Origin of the sequence: Serratia nematodiphila DZ0503SBS1 (genome assembly GCF_000738675.1) — a bacterium.
GTDB lineage: Bacteria > Pseudomonadota > Gammaproteobacteria > Enterobacterales > Enterobacteriaceae > Serratia > Serratia nematodiphila.
The window spans coordinates 4,003,188-4,018,637 of the sequence record NZ_JPUX01000001.1; the positions used below are offsets into that span (position 1 = coordinate 4,003,188).

15 protein-coding genes are annotated in these 15,450 nt (G+C 56.1%); 11 read left to right on the forward strand and 4 right to left on the reverse strand.

The genetic code is table 11. The annotated features are described in order from the left end of the window. Position 1: 1 nt before the first annotated feature. The 4 genes from JL05_RS18485 to JL05_RS24980 all read left to right on the forward strand — a co-directional run bounded on the left by JL05_RS18485 (position 2) and on the right by JL05_RS24980 (position 3,822). Complete coding sequence (locus tag JL05_RS18485; protein ID WP_050501257.1) at positions 2-865, forward strand: efflux RND transporter periplasmic adaptor subunit; 864 nt, start codon at positions 2-4, stop codon at positions 863-865. After that, positions 862-2,625 (forward strand): FUSC family protein, encoded by a 1,764-nt coding sequence (locus JL05_RS18490; RefSeq protein WP_033633287.1) that lies wholly within the window; start codon positions 862-864, stop codon positions 2,623-2,625. Before JL05_RS18485 ends, JL05_RS18490 begins: the two co-directional genes overlap by 4 nt. Further along, positions 2,615-3,415 (forward strand): AraC family transcriptional regulator, encoded by an 801-nt coding sequence (locus JL05_RS18495; RefSeq protein WP_049278645.1) that lies wholly within the window; start codon positions 2,615-2,617, stop codon positions 3,413-3,415. Before JL05_RS18490 ends, JL05_RS18495 begins: the two co-directional genes overlap by 11 nt. 65 nt (positions 3,416-3,480) lie before the next feature. Then, positions 3,481-3,822 carry a YdgH/BhsA/McbA family protein gene (locus JL05_RS24980; RefSeq protein WP_080347684.1) on the forward strand — a complete coding sequence of 114 codons (342 nt, stop codon included), beginning with the start codon at positions 3,481-3,483 and terminating at the stop codon, positions 3,820-3,822. Positions 3,823-4,024: 202 nt separating this feature from the next. Here the strand turns inward: JL05_RS24980 and pepT are convergent, their stop codons facing one another. Then, the gene (gene pepT / locus JL05_RS18500) at positions 4,025-5,254 is read right to left on the reverse strand and encodes a peptidase T (protein WP_033633288.1); all 1,230 of its coding nucleotides are present in this window, start codon (positions 5,252-5,254) and stop codon (positions 4,025-4,027) included. Between the two features lie 355 nt (positions 5,255-5,609). Here pepT and potA point away from each other — a divergent pair, with 355 nt between their 5' ends. From potA to JL05_RS18525, 5 genes are all read left to right on the forward strand, one after another. Then, positions 5,610-6,725, forward strand: a complete 1,116-nt coding sequence (gene potA / locus JL05_RS18505; protein WP_004941151.1) for a spermidine/putrescine ABC transporter ATP-binding protein PotA — start codon at positions 5,610-5,612, stop codon at positions 6,723-6,725. Continuing rightward, on the forward strand, positions 6,709-7,569 hold the full coding sequence (potB, locus tag JL05_RS18510; RefSeq protein WP_004941149.1) for a spermidine/putrescine ABC transporter permease PotB: 861 nt from the start codon (positions 6,709-6,711) through the stop codon (positions 7,567-7,569). Before potA ends, potB begins: the two co-directional genes overlap by 17 nt. Next, entirely contained in the window at positions 7,566-8,348 is a 783-nt protein-coding gene (gene potC, locus JL05_RS18515; protein ID WP_004941147.1) for a spermidine/putrescine ABC transporter permease PotC, read from the forward strand. The genes potB and potC overlap by 4 nt, the downstream gene beginning before the upstream one ends. Positions 8,349-8,567: 219 nt before the next feature. Beyond that, positions 8,568-10,127: a PTS transporter subunit EIIC gene (locus JL05_RS18520; RefSeq protein ID WP_033633289.1), complete on the forward strand. Its 1,560-nt coding sequence runs from the start codon at positions 8,568-8,570 to the stop codon at positions 10,125-10,127. A 24-nt stretch (positions 10,128-10,151) separates the two neighbouring features. Then, complete coding sequence (locus JL05_RS18525; RefSeq protein ID WP_033633290.1) at positions 10,152-11,537, forward strand: family 4 glycosyl hydrolase; 1,386 nt, start codon at positions 10,152-10,154, stop codon at positions 11,535-11,537. A gap of 12 nt (positions 11,538-11,549) precedes the next feature. Here JL05_RS18525 and JL05_RS18530 read toward each other — a convergent pair whose 3' ends face one another. Further along, the gene (locus tag JL05_RS18530; protein ID WP_004941137.1) at positions 11,550-12,260 is read right to left on the reverse strand and encodes a MurR/RpiR family transcriptional regulator; all 711 of its coding nucleotides are present in this window, start codon (positions 12,258-12,260) and stop codon (positions 11,550-11,552) included. On the opposite strand from JL05_RS18530, the gene JL05_RS25450 reads away from it, so the two are divergent. Next, positions 12,250-12,567 carry a hypothetical protein gene (locus JL05_RS25450; protein WP_134954151.1) on the forward strand — a complete coding sequence of 106 codons (318 nt, stop codon included), beginning with the start codon at positions 12,250-12,252 and terminating at the stop codon, positions 12,565-12,567. The two genes, JL05_RS18530 and JL05_RS25450, sit on opposite strands and share 11 nt — an antisense overlap. Then, positions 12,497-13,540 carry a spermidine/putrescine ABC transporter substrate-binding protein PotD gene (gene potD, locus JL05_RS18535; protein WP_033633291.1) on the forward strand — a complete coding sequence of 348 codons (1,044 nt, stop codon included), beginning with the start codon at positions 12,497-12,499 and terminating at the stop codon, positions 13,538-13,540. Before JL05_RS25450 ends, potD begins: the two co-directional genes overlap by 71 nt. A 47-nt stretch (positions 13,541-13,587) precedes the next feature. On the opposite strand, the gene cobB is transcribed toward potD, so the two are convergent. Together cobB and nagK are read right to left on the reverse strand one after the other, a co-directional pair. Further along, complete coding sequence (gene cobB / locus JL05_RS18540; RefSeq protein WP_033633293.1) at positions 13,588-14,424, reverse strand: Sir2 family NAD+-dependent deacetylase; 837 nt, start codon at positions 14,422-14,424, stop codon at positions 13,588-13,590. A gap of 91 nt (positions 14,425-14,515) precedes the next feature. Beyond that, a complete protein-coding gene (nagK, locus tag JL05_RS18545; RefSeq protein WP_033633294.1) occupies positions 14,516-15,433 on the reverse strand; it encodes an N-acetylglucosamine kinase in 918 nt (305 codons plus the stop codon). Between the last annotated feature and the right edge of the window lie 17 nt (positions 15,434-15,450).

Below are 15,450 nucleotides of genomic sequence, written 5' to 3' on the forward strand. Positions count from 1 at the left end.
AATGAAAACCACCAGAAATATTTACCTGACATTACTGATATTTGTTCTAGGGTGTATCTCTGTTTACGCTGTTTATTCGAAACAAGTATACGGTCTATGGACCCGCGATGGCAGAGTGAGGAGTGACGTCATTGCCTTGTCGAGCGAGGTCAACGGCTATGTGGAAAGTGTCTATGTGCATGATAACCAACCCGTTAAAAAAGGGCAGCTGTTATTTGTCGTTGATGAACGCGAATACAAAATCATCGCCGCAGAAAGTTATCACGCCATGCAGTCAAAAAAGGTTGAAGTCAGTCGTCTAAAAAATAGGTATAACCGACGAAAGGGTTTGGCCGGAGAGGTCATCAGCCAAGAAGATGTAGAAAACGCCGCACTGAACTACGCAATGGCACTGGCGAACTATTCATCAGCGGTTGAGGAAAACCGCAAAGCGGAACTTGCTCTAAGTAAAACTAGAATTTATGCCCCCACCGACGGCTATATTACCAACCTGCTTATTCACCCCGGCGATTATCTGAATGCGGGAAAAAACATTGTCTCAATCGTAAAAAAGGACTCTTTCTATGTATATGCCTATTTCCAAGAGGATCAGATCCAAAGAATCAAGCCTAATCAGAAAGCAAAAATTATCCTGCTGAATAAAAATAATCAATATGAAGGGAGAGTCGACAGCATCTCCCGCGGCATCATTGACAGTAGCGATAAAAGCAGCACCGGTGAGTTACACGATATCAATCCGACATTTGAGTGGGTTCGCCTGCCAATGAGGATCCCCGTGCGCATCGTTATCGATCCCCACGAAAAAGGCTACGAAGCACTGATCTCCGGCATGACCTGCACGGTGGAAATCGTCGAGGAACAATGAAAATATCACTAAGCGCGCTGCGCATCATCCATCTCAGTATCGCCATATTTATTATTCAACTGTGCTCCTTTTACTTTAGCATCGACGGTGTCGCCACCTCCATCATGAGTGCAATTGTCGTTTCACAGTCTTTTGTCGGCACCCTATATCTCAAGGCCAGAAACCGGCTGATCGGCACCGGGTTGGGGATATTGTTCTCTTTTATTGCTGCGTTCCTGTTTCCGGAAAATCCATTCTTTTTCATTGGCCTCTCGCTTCTGTGGGTAACGACCATGACTGTGGTGTCGAGCTTTGTCATGAGCGAAAATACCTATATATATCAGCTTGCCGGATATACATACGCATTCATATCCATCCCGGTACTGGGAGACCCACAGAGGGCATTCCATAACTTAATTTTTCGCGCTACTGATGTCACGATGGGTATGGGGATACTCGTGGTCACTTCCCTGCTTATGTTTATGCACTACAGCAACTTCAATGTGAACGAGAGGATTCTGTCCATCTATAGAGGCGCGCTGCTACTGCACAAAAAGATCGCCAGAAGGCAAGAGGTATCTCTCGATGAACTTAAGGGTAACTTCAATAATGTCTCGGAACTTATCGCCAATAAAACCATTATCAAATATGAGTCCGCATTTAGCCTGCGTTCCGCAAACCTGTTTGACCGCTTTTCCTATGTGGCCCTGATGGCATTTTTCTACGCCAACACACTGCGACACTCGTTGCGTATTGGTGGTGAAATCTCCGTCAATATTCAGCGCGACTACGACAACATCGTGACCCAATCGGTACGTTATAAAAGAGAGTGGGGAAAATTTCGCGATAAGGCGATTGACCGACCTCATCGCTTTCCGGAGTACAAATCGGTTTCCCAAGCGTTACAGCGTGGAATCAGAACCTTGTTGGTATCCGTATTGCTGTTTACGTTGTGGTACCTGTCAGGGTGGGATGGCGGGAGTGATATGACCATTCTGGGCATTGTCTATATCGTCCTGCTCTCATCTTTCCCTGCCCCCTTGAGTGCAGCCAAAGAGATTTTTAACGGTACGATCCAGGGCGTCATTGGTGCGTGGATTTATATTCATTTCATCTATGGTTTTAGCTATGCCTATACGCAGCCTGCCATTTACTTCTTTTCTCAACTGCCATTTATGATTTACGGTGGCAGGCTGCTGGTCGAAAGTAAGACATTCTTAATCGGTATCACCTTCCTGACACAGTTTTACTTCTCTGTTCAACCTTCCAACGGTGAGCCGGTCAGTTTCTCCGTCTTTATGCAGAGTTCTCTGGGGGGGATTGCCGGCGTAGGCATTGCAGGCCTGGGGCTGGTTATGCTGTTTCCAGAAAGCAAAAAAATCAAAAATCGCGATCTGATAAAAGATGCAATAACGCTCATTCTCCAGGACATTAAAAAGGAAAGTTTTGACCTCCATGCCCAGCTAAAAAGCATGCACGATAAACTGCGCAGAAGTGCAATGTTGATCGCGCACACCCGTGATGACTTTAGCGTTTTAGCCGACCTGATGTCGTTGTACATCATCATGTGTCATGTAAAATTTCACAGGCTTGAAAATACGCCGCTTTTACCGTTAATCCGTCAGTTGCAGCTGTGGGCCAAAGAGGGCATTCTTCATGTGGACCCAGACTGTGCAGGCGCACTACAGGCACAGATAGCAGAAGAGAGTGGTGAGTTGAAGAGAGTTTCCCTGTGTATTCTCTCAATTATAAATGAGATTGGAGCCGTTTATGAAGAATAAAAACTACCATAATTCGCTGCTGGAAGGATTAAAGATATCCGATGAATATATTAGCGTACTTAGCGCTTCTCTAACGGCAAACACCGAAGTGGTACTGCATAAACACGATTGGGGTCAGCTTAATGTCATCAATATTGGCGTTATGGAGATCAACATTAACAATGAGGAAAGCCTCATCGCGCCCTGGCAATACTCAGTGTGGATCCCCCCTGGCATTCTGCATTCCAGCTATAACGAGAAAAATACGGACTACTGCTCAATCTCGATTCCCGCTAAATATTGCCATCGTTTATCTGCCACGCCGTGCATTATTGAGGTTTCAGAAATAAATCGAGCTATCATTAACGACCTCTTAGACCGTCACGTGGACATCCTGGCCAATGATAAAGATCTCAATCTTTCGAATGTCATTATCGACCAACTGGAAGAGAGCTCAAAAAGGCTAACTTACTTGCCGAGCACTACAGATAAATATATAAGCCCGATCATTGAATACCTGCACAATAATCCGGGTGATAACTGTACGCTGCAGCAGTGGGGTAAGAAAGTCTTCGCCTCAGAAAAAACGCTCTCCAGAAGATTTAACGAGAAATTACACATGCCATTTCGTGAATGGCGTTCGCGCCTGCGTTTTATCCACTCACTGTCTTTGTTGAAAACCAGTATGACCATTCAAGAAATCGCCTGGCAATTAGGATATGGGAATCCATCTTCCTTTATTATCATGTTTGAGAAAATATCTGGAACCACACCTGACCGATATCGTAAAAATCTCTTTATTCAGCCATAGATGACTTTAAAATATCAAAAACAGAAGAAGAATCCTATTCCATATTGACCGTTAATGTTCATCCGATGTCTTCTTTTGTTTATCACAAAGAAAATTTTTATCGTAAAATATTTACACATTCAAGAAATCATACAAATGGAGAACTTACCATGAAGAAAATAATTATTTTCAGCGCAATCATTTTCTCTGCTGCCAGCATGGCTGCGACTGAGGTGACATTTTCAACACCGCTTCCTGCTGGAAAAAATAAAATTGGCAGTGTCAGTTACAGTAATCCTAACGCTTCCACATCAGAGATTATCCAGGGGTTATCTGACCAAGCAGATAAAATGGGGGGTGCTTACTTCAAAATAACCTCATTGGAAGTGGCAAGTAATTCACGTGGAACCGCGATTGTTTATAAATAGTTTTTAACCAAGCCAAAAGTTGCTCGTTTAATTTTTATCTATTACACACTCGGAATTGCTGCTAAAAGCGGCCAGCCCTCTGACGATCAAGACAACCGTGAGAAAGGCGGTCATAAAGTGAACGGCGGGCGCGCTGGGCCCCGCCGGGCGGATCAGAAAAGGGAGTGCGGGCCGGCGCAAGCCGGCCGGGGAACGAAGGTGTTTACCGCGCCCGCTCGGCGGCCAGCGCCGCGATGCGCATGATCACCGCCACCGCTTGCTCCATGCCCTCCAGCGTCACGAACTCGTGCTTGCCGTGGTAGTTGTAGCCGCCGGTGAACAGGTTCGGGCACGGCAGGCCGCGGAACGACAGCTGCGCGCCGTCGGTGCCGCCGCGGATCGGCTTCATCACCGGTTCGATGTCGCAATCGCGCATCGCCTGCTGCGCCAGCGCGATCACGTGCGGGTGCTCCGCCACCTGTTCGCGCATGTTGTAATAGCTGTCTTCGATGCTGACTTCGATATAGCAATCGCGCGGCAGGCCTTTGCCGACCTCACGGGCGATGTCCACCATCTTGCGCTTGCGCGCCTCGAACCCTTCGCGCTCGAAGTCGCGCAGAATGTAGTGCATTTCGGCGCGCTCCACGCTGCCCTTGATGCTGCTGAGATGATAAAAGCCCTGGTAGCCTTCGGTGGTCTCCGCCGCTTCGTCCGCCGGCAGCGCCTGATGAATGCGGGTGGCCAGCGACAGCGCGTTGACCATCACTCCCTTGGCGCTGCCGGGGTGTACGCTGTTGCCGAGGATTTTGATCGTCACCGAGGCGGCGTTGAAGTTTTCGCACTCCAGCTCGCCGACGCCGCCGCCGTCCACCGTGTAGGCCCATTCCGCATTGAAGGCCGCCACGTCGAACAGCTGCGCCCCCTTGCCCACCTCCTCGTCCGGAGTGAAGGCCACGCGGATGTCGCCGTGCGGGATCTTGCGAGCGCGCAGGCGCACCATGGCGGTGAGGATCTCGGCGATGCCCGCCTTGTCGTCGGCGCCCAGCAGCGTTTTGCCGTCGGTGGTGATCAGCGTCTGCCCCAGCATCTGGTGCAGGATCGGGAACATCACCGGCGACAGCACTTCATCACCGATGCCGAGCGCAATGTCGCCGCCGCGATAGTTCTCGACGATCTGCGGATTGACGTGCTTGCCACTGAAATCCGGCGAAGTATCCAGATGGGCGATGAAACCGACCGCCGGCACCGGCCAGGCGACGTTACCCGGCCAGGTGCCCATCACGCAGCCGTGTTCGCTGAGCGACACCCGCTCGAAGCCGAGCGCGATCATTTCCTGCTGCAACGCACGCGCCAGCTTCAACTGCCCGTCGGTGCTCGGCACATGCTTTACGTTCGCTTTGGACTGGGTGTCGAAAGAGACGTAGTTGAAAAAGCGGTCAAGTAATTTGTCCATGGTAGCGGCCCCTCAGAATATCGCGTTTCATTATGCGGAACCGATCAGGATCAAATATTGCGTCAGGTCATTTTTAACCAGAATTCGCCAATATCATTAATCTTTGTGATGATTTCTGAGGGGAATAATGCTGTCATCACAGGGTCATTTGTCGCTATCATGATGAAAAACGCGGCATCTGGGCCGGATCGGCTTTCAATTCCGGCATTCAGCGTCTATCATGCGCGCTCGAAAAATTTCCATTGGCGTAACTGGTTTGAGCTTCATTTGATCAGCGGGTATCCCGCAAGCTCCGGCAGTCTTTTCCAGTTACGGTTCTATCTGCATTAGCCCACGGGATAGAGTAATACGATAAATGACTGAGACATCCTCTCCGACTCCCCTTGTTGAACTGCATGCCCTGAGCAAAGCGTTCGATGGCAAAACCATCATTGCCGATCTGGATCTGACGATTAACCACGGCGAATTCCTCACCATTCTCGGCCCCTCCGGCTGTGGCAAAACCACGGTGCTGCGCCTGATCGCCGGTCTGGAAGACGCCGATGTGGGCCGCATCGTGCTCGACGGCCAGGACATCACCGCCATTCCGGCCGAACATCGCCACGTCAACACCGTGTTTCAAAGCTACGCTCTGTTTCCGCACATGTCGGTGTTCGACAACGTCGCCTTCGGCCTGCGCATGCAAAAGGTGCCGGCGGCGGAACTGACGCCGCGCGTCGAAGAGGCGCTGCGCATGGTGCAGCTGGACGACTTTGCCAAGCGGCGGCCGGGCCAGCTCTCCGGCGGCCAACAGCAGCGCGTGGCCATCGCCCGCGCGGTGGTCAACAAGCCGAAGGTGCTGCTGCTGGACGAATCGCTGTCGGCGCTGGACTACAAGCTGCGCAAGCAGATGCAGAACGAACTGAAAGCGCTGCAGCGCAAACTGGGCATCACCTTCGTGTTCGTCACCCACGATCAGGAAGAGGCGCTGACCATGTCGGATCGCATCGTGGTGATGCGCGAAGGCCGCATTGAGCAGGACGGCACGCCGCGTGAGATCTACGAAGAGCCGAAGAACCTGTTCGTCGCCAGCTTCATCGGCGAGATCAACATCTTCGACGCGGTGGTCCTGCAACGCCTCGATCCGCAGCGGGTGCGCGCCAACGTGGAAGGCCGCGAGTGCGACATCTACGCCGATCTGCCGGTAGAGCCGGGCCAAAAGCTGAAGGTGCTGCTGCGTCCGGAGGATCTGCGGGTGGAAGAAGTGAACGACAGCGCGCAGCACGACGGGCTGATCGGCTACGTGCGCGAGCGCAACTACAAAGGCATGACGCTGGAATCGGTGGTCGAGCTGGAGAGCGGCAAAACGGTGATGGTCAGCGAATTCTTCAACGAAGACGATCCGGACGTCGATCACTCGCTCAATCAGAAGATGGCGGTAACCTGGGTTGAAAGCTGGGAGGTGGTGCTGGCCGATGAAGAAATCGCGTAAAGTCTTCCAGAATGTGGTGATCGTCGGCGTCGTCGCCTGGCTGTTGCTGTTCGTGTTCATGCCGAACCTGATGATCATCGGCGCCAGCTTCCTGACCCGCGACGACGCCAACCTGGTGCAGATGGTGTTCACGCTGGACAACTACCGGCGCTTGTTCGATCCGTTGTACGCCCAGGTGCTGCTGCACTCGCTGAACATGGCGCTGATCGCCACCCTGTGCTGCCTGGCGATCGGCTATCCGTTCGCCTTTATCCTGGCGCGGTTGCCGCAGAAGGTGCGGCCGCTGCTGCTGTTTCTGCTGATCGTGCCCTTCTGGACCAACTCGCTGATCCGCATCTACGGCCTGAAGCTGTTTCTCAGCACCCGGGGCTATCTCAACGACGCGCTGCTGTGGATCGGCGTCATCGACAAGCCGCTGCGCATCATGTACACCTCGGAAGCGGTCGTCCTCGGCCTGGTGTATATCCTGTTGCCGTTTATGGTGATGCCGCTCTACTCCAGCATCGAAAAGCTCGATAAGTCCTGCCTGGAGGCGGCGCGCGATCTCGGCGCCAGCAAGCTGCAAACCTTTATCCGCATCATCGTGCCGCTGACCATGCCGGGCATTATCGCCGGCTGCCTGCTGGTGGTGCTGCCGGCGATGGGGCTGTTCTTCGTCGCCGATCTGATGGGCGGCGCCAAAAACCTGCTGATCGGCAACGTGATTAAAAGCCAGTTCCTCAATATCCGCGACTGGCCGTTCGGCGCGGCCACCAGCATCTGCCTGACGCTGGTGATGGGGCTGTTGCTGCTGGTTTATTACCGGGCCGCACGCCTGCTGAACAAGAAGGAGGATCTGGCATGATCGGACGTCTGCTGCGCGGCGGCTTTATGACGCTGGTATACGCCTATCTGTATATCCCGATCGTCATCCTGATCGTCAACTCCTTCAACGCCTCGCGCTTCGGCATCAATTGGCAAGGGTTTACCACCAAGTGGTACAGCACCCTGCTGAATAACGACAGCCTGCTGCAGGCCGCGGGCCACTCGCTGACCATGGCGGTGCTCTCCGCCACCTTCGCCACGCTGATCGGCTCGCTGACCGCGGTGGCGCTGTACCGCTACCGCTTCCGCGGCAAACCGTTTGTCGGCGGCATGCTGTTCGTGGTGATGATGTCGCCGGACATAGTGATGGCCATCTCGCTGCTGGTGCTGTTCATGCTGCTGGGCATTTCGCTCGGCTTCTGGTCGCTGCTGTTCTCGCACATCACCTTCTGCCTGCCGTTCGTGGTGGTGACCGTCTACGCGCGCCTGAAAGGCTTCGACGTGAAGATGCTGGAAGCCGCGCGCGATCTCGGCGCAAGCGAGTTCACCATCCTGCGCAAAATCATCCTGCCGCTGGCGATGCCGGCGGTGGCGGCCGGTTGGCTGCTGAGCTTCACCCTGTCGATGGACGACGTGGTGGTCTCCTCCTTCGTCACCGGGCCGAGCTACGAGATTTTGCCGCTGAAGATCTACTCGATGGTGAAAGTCGGCGTCTCGCCGGAGGTCAACGCGCTGGCCACCATTTTGCTGCTGCTGTCGCTGGTGCTGGTGATCGCCAGCCAGTGGGTGATGCGCGATCGCTCGCCCAAGGCCGAGTAACCCTTCCCGCCGGGCGCTGCGGCGCCCGGTTGTGATCCCCTTCACAACCGGCACCGGTTGTCACTCCCTGACCATCGGTGCCTATTTCCGCCCCGCCGATTGCAGCGGCGAAAACTTCCCCCTATAACTGAATTCAGGCAAGGTGCCTTATTTTTTTCTCGCTTCCAGGGAGTTTATTCAGCAACGTCGCCATCCATTAAAATATAAAAAGGAACTGCCATGAAAGGTATTATCGATAATATCTTAAGCAAGCTGCAGCTTTTCTCCAAAGCCATGATGGGGCCGATATTTTTCCTGCCGGTAATCGGTCTGATCCTGGCGCTCAGTTCTATTCTCACCAATGCCACATTAATCAATGAACATTCCGCCGTCTTCTCTATCGGTAAAATGATCGGCGATACCTTCTGGCCATTATTCGGCAACCTCGGGCTGATTTTCTGCATCGGCATTACCTACGGCCTGGCCAAAGACAAGAAAAGCGAAGCGGCGCTGGTCGCCGTGATGTGCTTTATCATGTTCCTCGGCGCCAATTCTTCTTATCTGCAATTCAGCGGCCACGTCGCGGCCAAGATCAACGGCGAATATTACGGCACCGGGCAGACGGAGTTGCTGGGTTTTACCGTGGTGGATATGGGCATTTTCCTCGGTCTTATCCTCGGCGTCACCATCGCCTGGGTGCATAACCGCCTGTGCAACGTCGAACTCAACGGCGTGTTCTCGGTCTACGGCGGCGCCAAGCTGGTGCTGATTGCCATGACGCCGATCATCATGCTGTACGCCGTCGCCTTCAGCTACCTGTGGCCGGCGATCTCACAGGGCCTGATCGCGCTGACCGGCTTTATGAAAAGCGCCGGCTCGCTCGGGGTATTCGTCTACGGCTTCTTTGAGAAATTCCTGATCCCCACCGGGCTGCACCACTTTATCTGGTCGCCGTTCCAGCTCACCAGCATCGGCGGTTCGATCGTGCAGGACGGCCAGACCGTCTCCGGCTCGCAGGCGATTTTCCTGGCCTATATGCGCGACCCGAGCATCTCGCCGCTGATGAACGAAGCGCTGCGCTTCTCACAGCAAGGGATGGTGACCATCTTCGGCCTGTCGGGCGCGGCATTGGCTTTCTATCACACCGCCAAGCCGGAAAAGAAAATGCTGGCCAAGGCGATTCTGATCCCGGCCATCACCACCTCGATCCTGGTCGGCATCACCGAGCCGATTGAGTTCACTTTCCTGTTCATCTCTCCGCTGCTGTGGGTGATCCATGCCGTGTTGACCGCGCTGTCGCAGGTGGCCTGCAACCTGTTGCAGGTGCGCCCCTGGGGCGCCAGCGGGCTGGTCGAGTTCCTGGCCTATAACCTGCCGCTGCCGGTTTCCCTCACCCGCTGGCCGCTGTACGTGGTCATCGGCCTGGTGCAGTTTGCGGTGTATTACCTGGTGTTCAAAACGCTGGTGCTGAAGCTCAATCTGAAGACGCCGGGTCGTGAAGATGATCAGGACGTCAGACTCTATTCCAAACAGGATTACCGGAACCGCAAAAATACCCCGGACGAGCCGAGCGGCATCATTATTCGCGCGCTGGGCGGCAAGGAAAACATTATTTCCGTCGATAACTGCTTTACCCGGCTGCGGGTGGAATTAAAGGATATGACGCGGGTGGATGAGGCCGCGTTAAAAAGCACCGGCGCCAAAGGCGTAGTGAAGAATCGCCGTGAAGTGCAGGTGATTTACGGCGTCACGGTCGGCAAGGTCAAAAATCAGGTAGAAAAATATTTAGCGGCACTCTAACGCTTTATTAATGGGAGATATCGAATGAAATTAACCGTTCTCGGCGGCGGCGGCGTGCGTTCCCCGTTCCTCGCCAAATCCATCGCCTATAACGCCCATCGCATCGGCATTACCGAAGTGGTGTTTATGGATACCGATGAGCGCCATCTGGCGATCTACGGCGCCCTCGCGCAGGGCGTATTCCAGCGCATTCGCGGCGACATTGCTTTCAGCCTCAGCAGCGATCCGCGCCAGGCGCTGCAAGGCGCCGACTACATCATCACCACCCTGCGCATCGGCGGCGAGGAAGGCCGCATCCATGACGAGCGCATCGCACTCAATCACCAGTTGCTCGGGCAAGAAACCACCGGCGCCGGCGGCTTCGCCATGGCGATGCGTTCGATTCCGGCGATCCTCGACTATTGCCGCCTGATCGAGCAGCTTTCCTCGCCGGACGCGGTCTTGTTCAACTTTACCAATCCTTCCGGCATGGTGACCGAGGCGATCATCAAATCCGGCTTCCAACGCCGGGTCTACGGCATCTGCGACGCCCCCAGCGAGTTTATCCGCGAACTGGCAGAGCTGCTGGGCTGCCGCGAAGACCAACTGAGCGTCGACTGCTTCGGCCTCAACCATCTTTCCTGGTTCCGCAATGCGCGCGTCAACGGCGAACCGGTCACGGAACGGTTGCTGGCGGATCCGCGCCTGTATCGTGATACCTGCATGAAATACTTCTCGCCGGAGTTGGTGGCGCTGTCGGACAATTTGATGCTCAACGAGTATCTCTATTATTACTACTATCGTGAGCAGGCGATCGCCGCCATCGTCGCGGGCGGCGAGACCCGCGGCGAACAAATCGCGGCGATCAACCGCCAAATGCTGTCAGAGTTAGGCGAGCTGGACATCCCCCACCAGTTGGAACACGCCTTCTCTGTCTATTTCAGCCATTATCTGCAGCGCGAAAACTCCTACATGCAGCGCGAGTCCAACCAGGGCAAGGTGAAAACGCGCGAGATGCTGACGCTGCAACAGTTTATCGAGCAGCCGGACAGCGGCGGCTATGCCGGGGTGGCGATCGACATTCTGGAGGCGGTCAACAGCGGCCGGCAAAAACGCGTGGTGGTGTCGATGCAAAACCGCGACACGCTCGATTTTCTGCACCCGGATGACGTGATCGAAATCAGCTGCGAATTGAGCAGCGCCGGCATTCAGCCGGTCAAAATGCGCGATATTCCCGACACCCAGAAAAACCTGATTTCGCAGGTGAAAGAGTACGAACGGCTGGCGGTGGCGGCGATCCTGACCGGCAACCGCCAACTGGCCATCAAGGCGCTGATGGTGCACCCGCTGGTCAACTCCTACTCGCTGGCAAAAACGCTGGTAGAGGAGTACCTGCAGGCCCACCGCGCGTATGCCGGGCACTGGCGCTAAACGGTGCGGCCGTCAGCGGCCGCGACGTTCAAACCAGGCGGTGATCACATTCTCGAATCCCAACAGACAGTGGCCGAAAAACGGGTTGGGATAGTAGATATCGTGATCGTATTTTTGCCGGTCCTCAAACAGAAAGGTCATGTCGGCCTGCTGCGCCAGCGGGCTGCCGCCGTCGCCGCAGAAGGCCGCCAGCAGAATGCGGTTACGCTTCACCGCCTCGCTCCAGCTCAGCGCCGAGCCGCTGTTGCCCGACTTTGAAATCACGATCACCATGTCGAAGCGAAAGCGCGTCTCACGGTCAAGAATGTCGAAATCCGGCCACAGCGACAGATAACTGTCTACACCCAGCGTCATAAACTTGTTGTACATATATTGAGCCACCAGCTGCGAAAAACCGCTGCCGTGGATCAGGATCTTGCCGTTGTCGAGCAGATCGAGAAACTGCGCCTGCTGGGCCGGCGGTGCCGCCGACGTAGCGCGTTCCGCCTGGTAAGCCGGCGCCATCGTCAGGTTGAATTTGATGAAATAGACCAGTTCGAGATAGCCGCGAAAGCCCAGCTTTTTAGCCAGCCGCACCAGCGTCGAGGGGGAACTGTAGCAGCGTGCGGACACCGCACGGATGCCGTCGTCGATGCAGGCGTCCGGGTTGTCGAGAATGCAGTGCAAAATCGTCAGATCCGTCTTGCTGAGCTCAGCCTGGCTGAAGACCTGTTTGAAATTCATCGCTGCCCTCGTTTATTCGCCAAAATTATTGTTTCGCACGCGCTTCACCGCCTGTCCAGCGCGAGACACACAAATTGTGATGCGCTTTAAGGCGCTGAACCCCTTGATTTGCCAGCGGGATAACCGCCTTTACCCACCCCGCCCCGGCCCCTATAATGGCCCCTTTCTGGGGTATGGCGCGGCCGAAAACGGCAGCCCATACGGGTTCGGCTCACTACTGCTGAAGGATACGCTGCATGAAAAAGTGGTCACATCTGCTCGCAGCCGGGATGATGGCGCTGAGTTTCTGCTCTGCAAACGCCTCTGACGGCAAAACGCTGTATTTCTATAACTGGACTGAATACGTCCCGCCGGGGCTGCTGGAGCAGTTCACCAAAGAAACCGGCATCAAGGTGATCTATTCCACCTATGAATCCAACGAAAGCATGTACGCCAAGCTGAAGACCTACAAGGACGGCGCGTACGATCTGGTGGTGCCCTCCACCTACTTCATCGCCAAGATGAGCAAGGAAGGCATGCTGCAAAAAATCGACAAGAGCAAGCTCAGCCACTTCAAGGATCTCGATCCCACCCTGCTGAACAAGCCGTTCGATCCCAACAACGACTACTCCATCCCTTACATCTGGGGCGCTACCGCCATCGGCGTCAACAGCGACGCGCAGGATCCGTCCACCGTCACCGCCTGGGCCGATCTGTGGCAACCGCAGTACAAAGGCCGCCTGCTGCTGACCGACGACGCGCGCGAAGTGTTCCAGATGGCGCTGCTCAAGCTGGGCTATTCCGGCAACACCACTGACCCGAAAGAGATCGAAGCCGCCTACCACGAGCTGCAGAAATTGATGCCAAACGTGCTGGCCTTCAACTCCGACAACCCGGGCAACCCGTTTATGGAAGGGGAAGTCAACGTCGGCATGGTGTGGAACGGCTCGGCCTTTGTGGCGCGCCAGGCCGGCACGCCGCTGGAGATCGTCTGGCCGAAGGAAGGCGGGATCTTCTGGATGGACAGCCTGGCCATTCCGGCCAACGCGCGCAACGTCGAAGGGGCGCTGAAGCTGATCGACTTCCTGCTGCGGCCGGAAATCGCGGTGCAGGTGGCGGAGACCATCGGTTACCCGACGCCGAACCTGGCGGCGAAGAAGCTGCTGTCGCCGGAGATCGCCAACGACAAGTCACTCTACCCGGATAAGGCGGTGATTGAGCACGGCGAGTGGCAAAACGACGTCGGCGACGCCAGCACGCTGTACGAAAGCTACTTCCAAAAGCTGAAAGCCGGGCGCTAATACGCCCGCCATCCCATCAGGGCGCGCATTGCGCCCTGATGCCTTTCTCAGGGCCGGTCGGCCCGCGCCACCTTGCCCACCAGGAACTTGTGCACAAAACGCGGCACCACTTCGCTGGCCAGACCGTAGTGTTTCTCATCGAACTGGCTTTCTACCTGGCTCGGTTCCAGGTTCAGCTCCATGGCGTAAGCGCCGCCCAGCCGCGCCTCATGCACGAAGCCGGCCGCCGGGTAGACATGGCCGGAGGTGCCGATGGCGACGAAGAAATCGGCCTTGCTCAGCGCCTGGTAGATGTCATCCATGCCCAGCGGCATCTCACCGAACCACACCACGTGCGGCCGTAGCGGCGCCGGGAACTGGCAGCAATGGCAACGATCGTCAACGCTGAGATCGCCGGGCCATTCGAACACCTGCCCCGACTGGGTGCAACGCACCTTCAGCAGTTCGCCGTGCATGTGCAGCACCCGCTTGCTGCCGGCGCGCTCATGCAGGTTATCAATGTTTTGCGTGACCAGCAGGAAGTTGTCTCCCAACCACTCTTCCAAATCCGCCAACGCGCGGTGTGCGGCGTTCGGGGCGATCTCCTCCGTCTGCAGCTGGCGGCGGCGTTCATTGTAAAACGCCTGCACCAGCGCCGGATCGCGCTGAAAACCTTCCGGCGTGGCGACGTCCTCCACCCGGTGCTCTTCCCACAGCCCATCCGCGGCGCGGAAGGTGCGAATGCCCGACTCGGCCGAAATGCCGGCCCCGGTCAACACCACCACAAACGGCTTTTTCAGCTCGGCCGCCGCCATGGTGTCACGATGAAAAATGCGTGAACGAAAGCGCTGATGCAGCACATGCTTACTCTTGCGAAACTGACACAGCCGATGGCGAGTGTACATTAACTCTCTCCTTACTTTTCCCTGTTTACCCTTCTTACTGGACGTTGCGGCGTTGTTGGCTGCATACATTCACGCCCGGCCTCAACGCCCATTACGTTGGGCGCGCCAAATTGAGGAACGCCGCGCCGCGCACGCCGCCGGCGTCGCCATAGCGCGCCTTCTCGATGCGCGGCAGCCGGGCCACCCGCAGCAGGTGCGCCGGCAGCCGCTGCGGCAACGCCTGGTAAATGGCGTCGAAATTCGACAGCCCGCCGCCGATCACCACCAGATGCGGATCCAGCACCGTCAGCAGGTTACCCAGGCAGATCGCCAGCACGTCCATAAAGCGGTCGACGTGAGCCACCGCCTGCGGCTCACCTGCCTGATAATGGGCAATGATCTCGATGGCAGGCAAGCGCCGGCCATAGAAATGGGCGTACATCCATTCGAAACCGCGGCCCGATATGTAATTTTCAATGCAACCCTGATGGCCGCACCCGCAGGCAACGCGAGGCACATCACGCCCCAGCACCTCGAGCGCGTCCACCGGCAGGCGCAAATGGCCGAACTCGCCGGCGATATAGTTGCGCCCAGGCACCGTCTTGCCATCGACGATCAGGCCGCCGCCCACGCCGGTGCCGAGGATGATGCCCAGCACCGTCGGGTAGCGGCGGAACTCGTCGTCCCAGGCTTCCGACAGCGCAAAGCAGTTGGCGTCGTTATCGACGCGCACCTCGCGCCCGATCAGCGCCGCCAGATCGCGCGGCAGCGGACGCCCCATCGCCGCCGGCACGTTGGCGGTAAACAGCGTGCCGTCATCGTCGTTGGGCAGGCCCGGTATGCCGATGCCGACGCTGCCGCGCCGGCCGCAAAACGCATCCGCCTCAAGGGTCAGATCGCACAGCGTGGCCAGCAGTTGCCGGTAGTCTTCACGTGGCGTCGGCACTCGCTTTTGCCAAATGCGCTGCAGGTTGTCGTCGAACACCCCCAGCTCAATCTTGGTGCCGCCCATATCGAAACCGTAGTACATAACCCATCCCCAGGCTA

Coding starts and splice junctions, on each gene's coding strand:
- potC (WP_004941147.1), top strand. CDS start 7,566: ATGATCGGACGTCTGCTGCGCGGCGGCTTTATGACGCTGGTATACGCC.
- JL05_RS18490 (WP_033633287.1), top strand. CDS start 862: ATGAAAATATCACTAAGCGCGCTGCGCATCATCCATCTCAGTATCGCC.
- JL05_RS18485 (WP_050501257.1), top strand. CDS start 2: ATGAAAACCACCAGAAATATTTACCTGACATTACTGATATTTGTTCTA.
- JL05_RS24980 (WP_080347684.1), top strand. CDS start 3,481: ATGTCTTCTTTTGTTTATCACAAAGAAAATTTTTATCGTAAAATATTT.
- JL05_RS18525 (WP_033633290.1), top strand. CDS start 10,152: ATGAAATTAACCGTTCTCGGCGGCGGCGGCGTGCGTTCCCCGTTCCTC.
- JL05_RS18530 (WP_004941137.1), bottom strand. CDS start 12,260: ATGAATTTCAAACAGGTCTTCAGCCAGGCTGAGCTCAGCAAGACGGAT.
- pepT (WP_033633288.1), bottom strand. CDS start 5,254: ATGGACAAATTACTTGACCGCTTTTTCAACTACGTCTCTTTCGACACC.
- JL05_RS18495 (WP_049278645.1), top strand. CDS start 2,615: ATGAAGAATAAAAACTACCATAATTCGCTGCTGGAAGGATTAAAGATA.
- cobB (WP_033633293.1), bottom strand. CDS start 14,424: ATGTACACTCGCCATCGGCTGTGTCAGTTTCGCAAGAGTAAGCATGTG.
- potA (WP_004941151.1), top strand. CDS start 5,610: ATGACTGAGACATCCTCTCCGACTCCCCTTGTTGAACTGCATGCCCTG.
- JL05_RS18520 (WP_033633289.1), top strand. CDS start 8,568: ATGAAAGGTATTATCGATAATATCTTAAGCAAGCTGCAGCTTTTCTCC.
- potB (WP_004941149.1), top strand. CDS start 6,709: ATGAAGAAATCGCGTAAAGTCTTCCAGAATGTGGTGATCGTCGGCGTC.
- potD (WP_033633291.1), top strand. CDS start 12,497: ATGAAAAAGTGGTCACATCTGCTCGCAGCCGGGATGATGGCGCTGAGT.
- nagK (WP_033633294.1), bottom strand. CDS start 15,433: ATGTACTACGGTTTCGATATGGGCGGCACCAAGATTGAGCTGGGGGTG.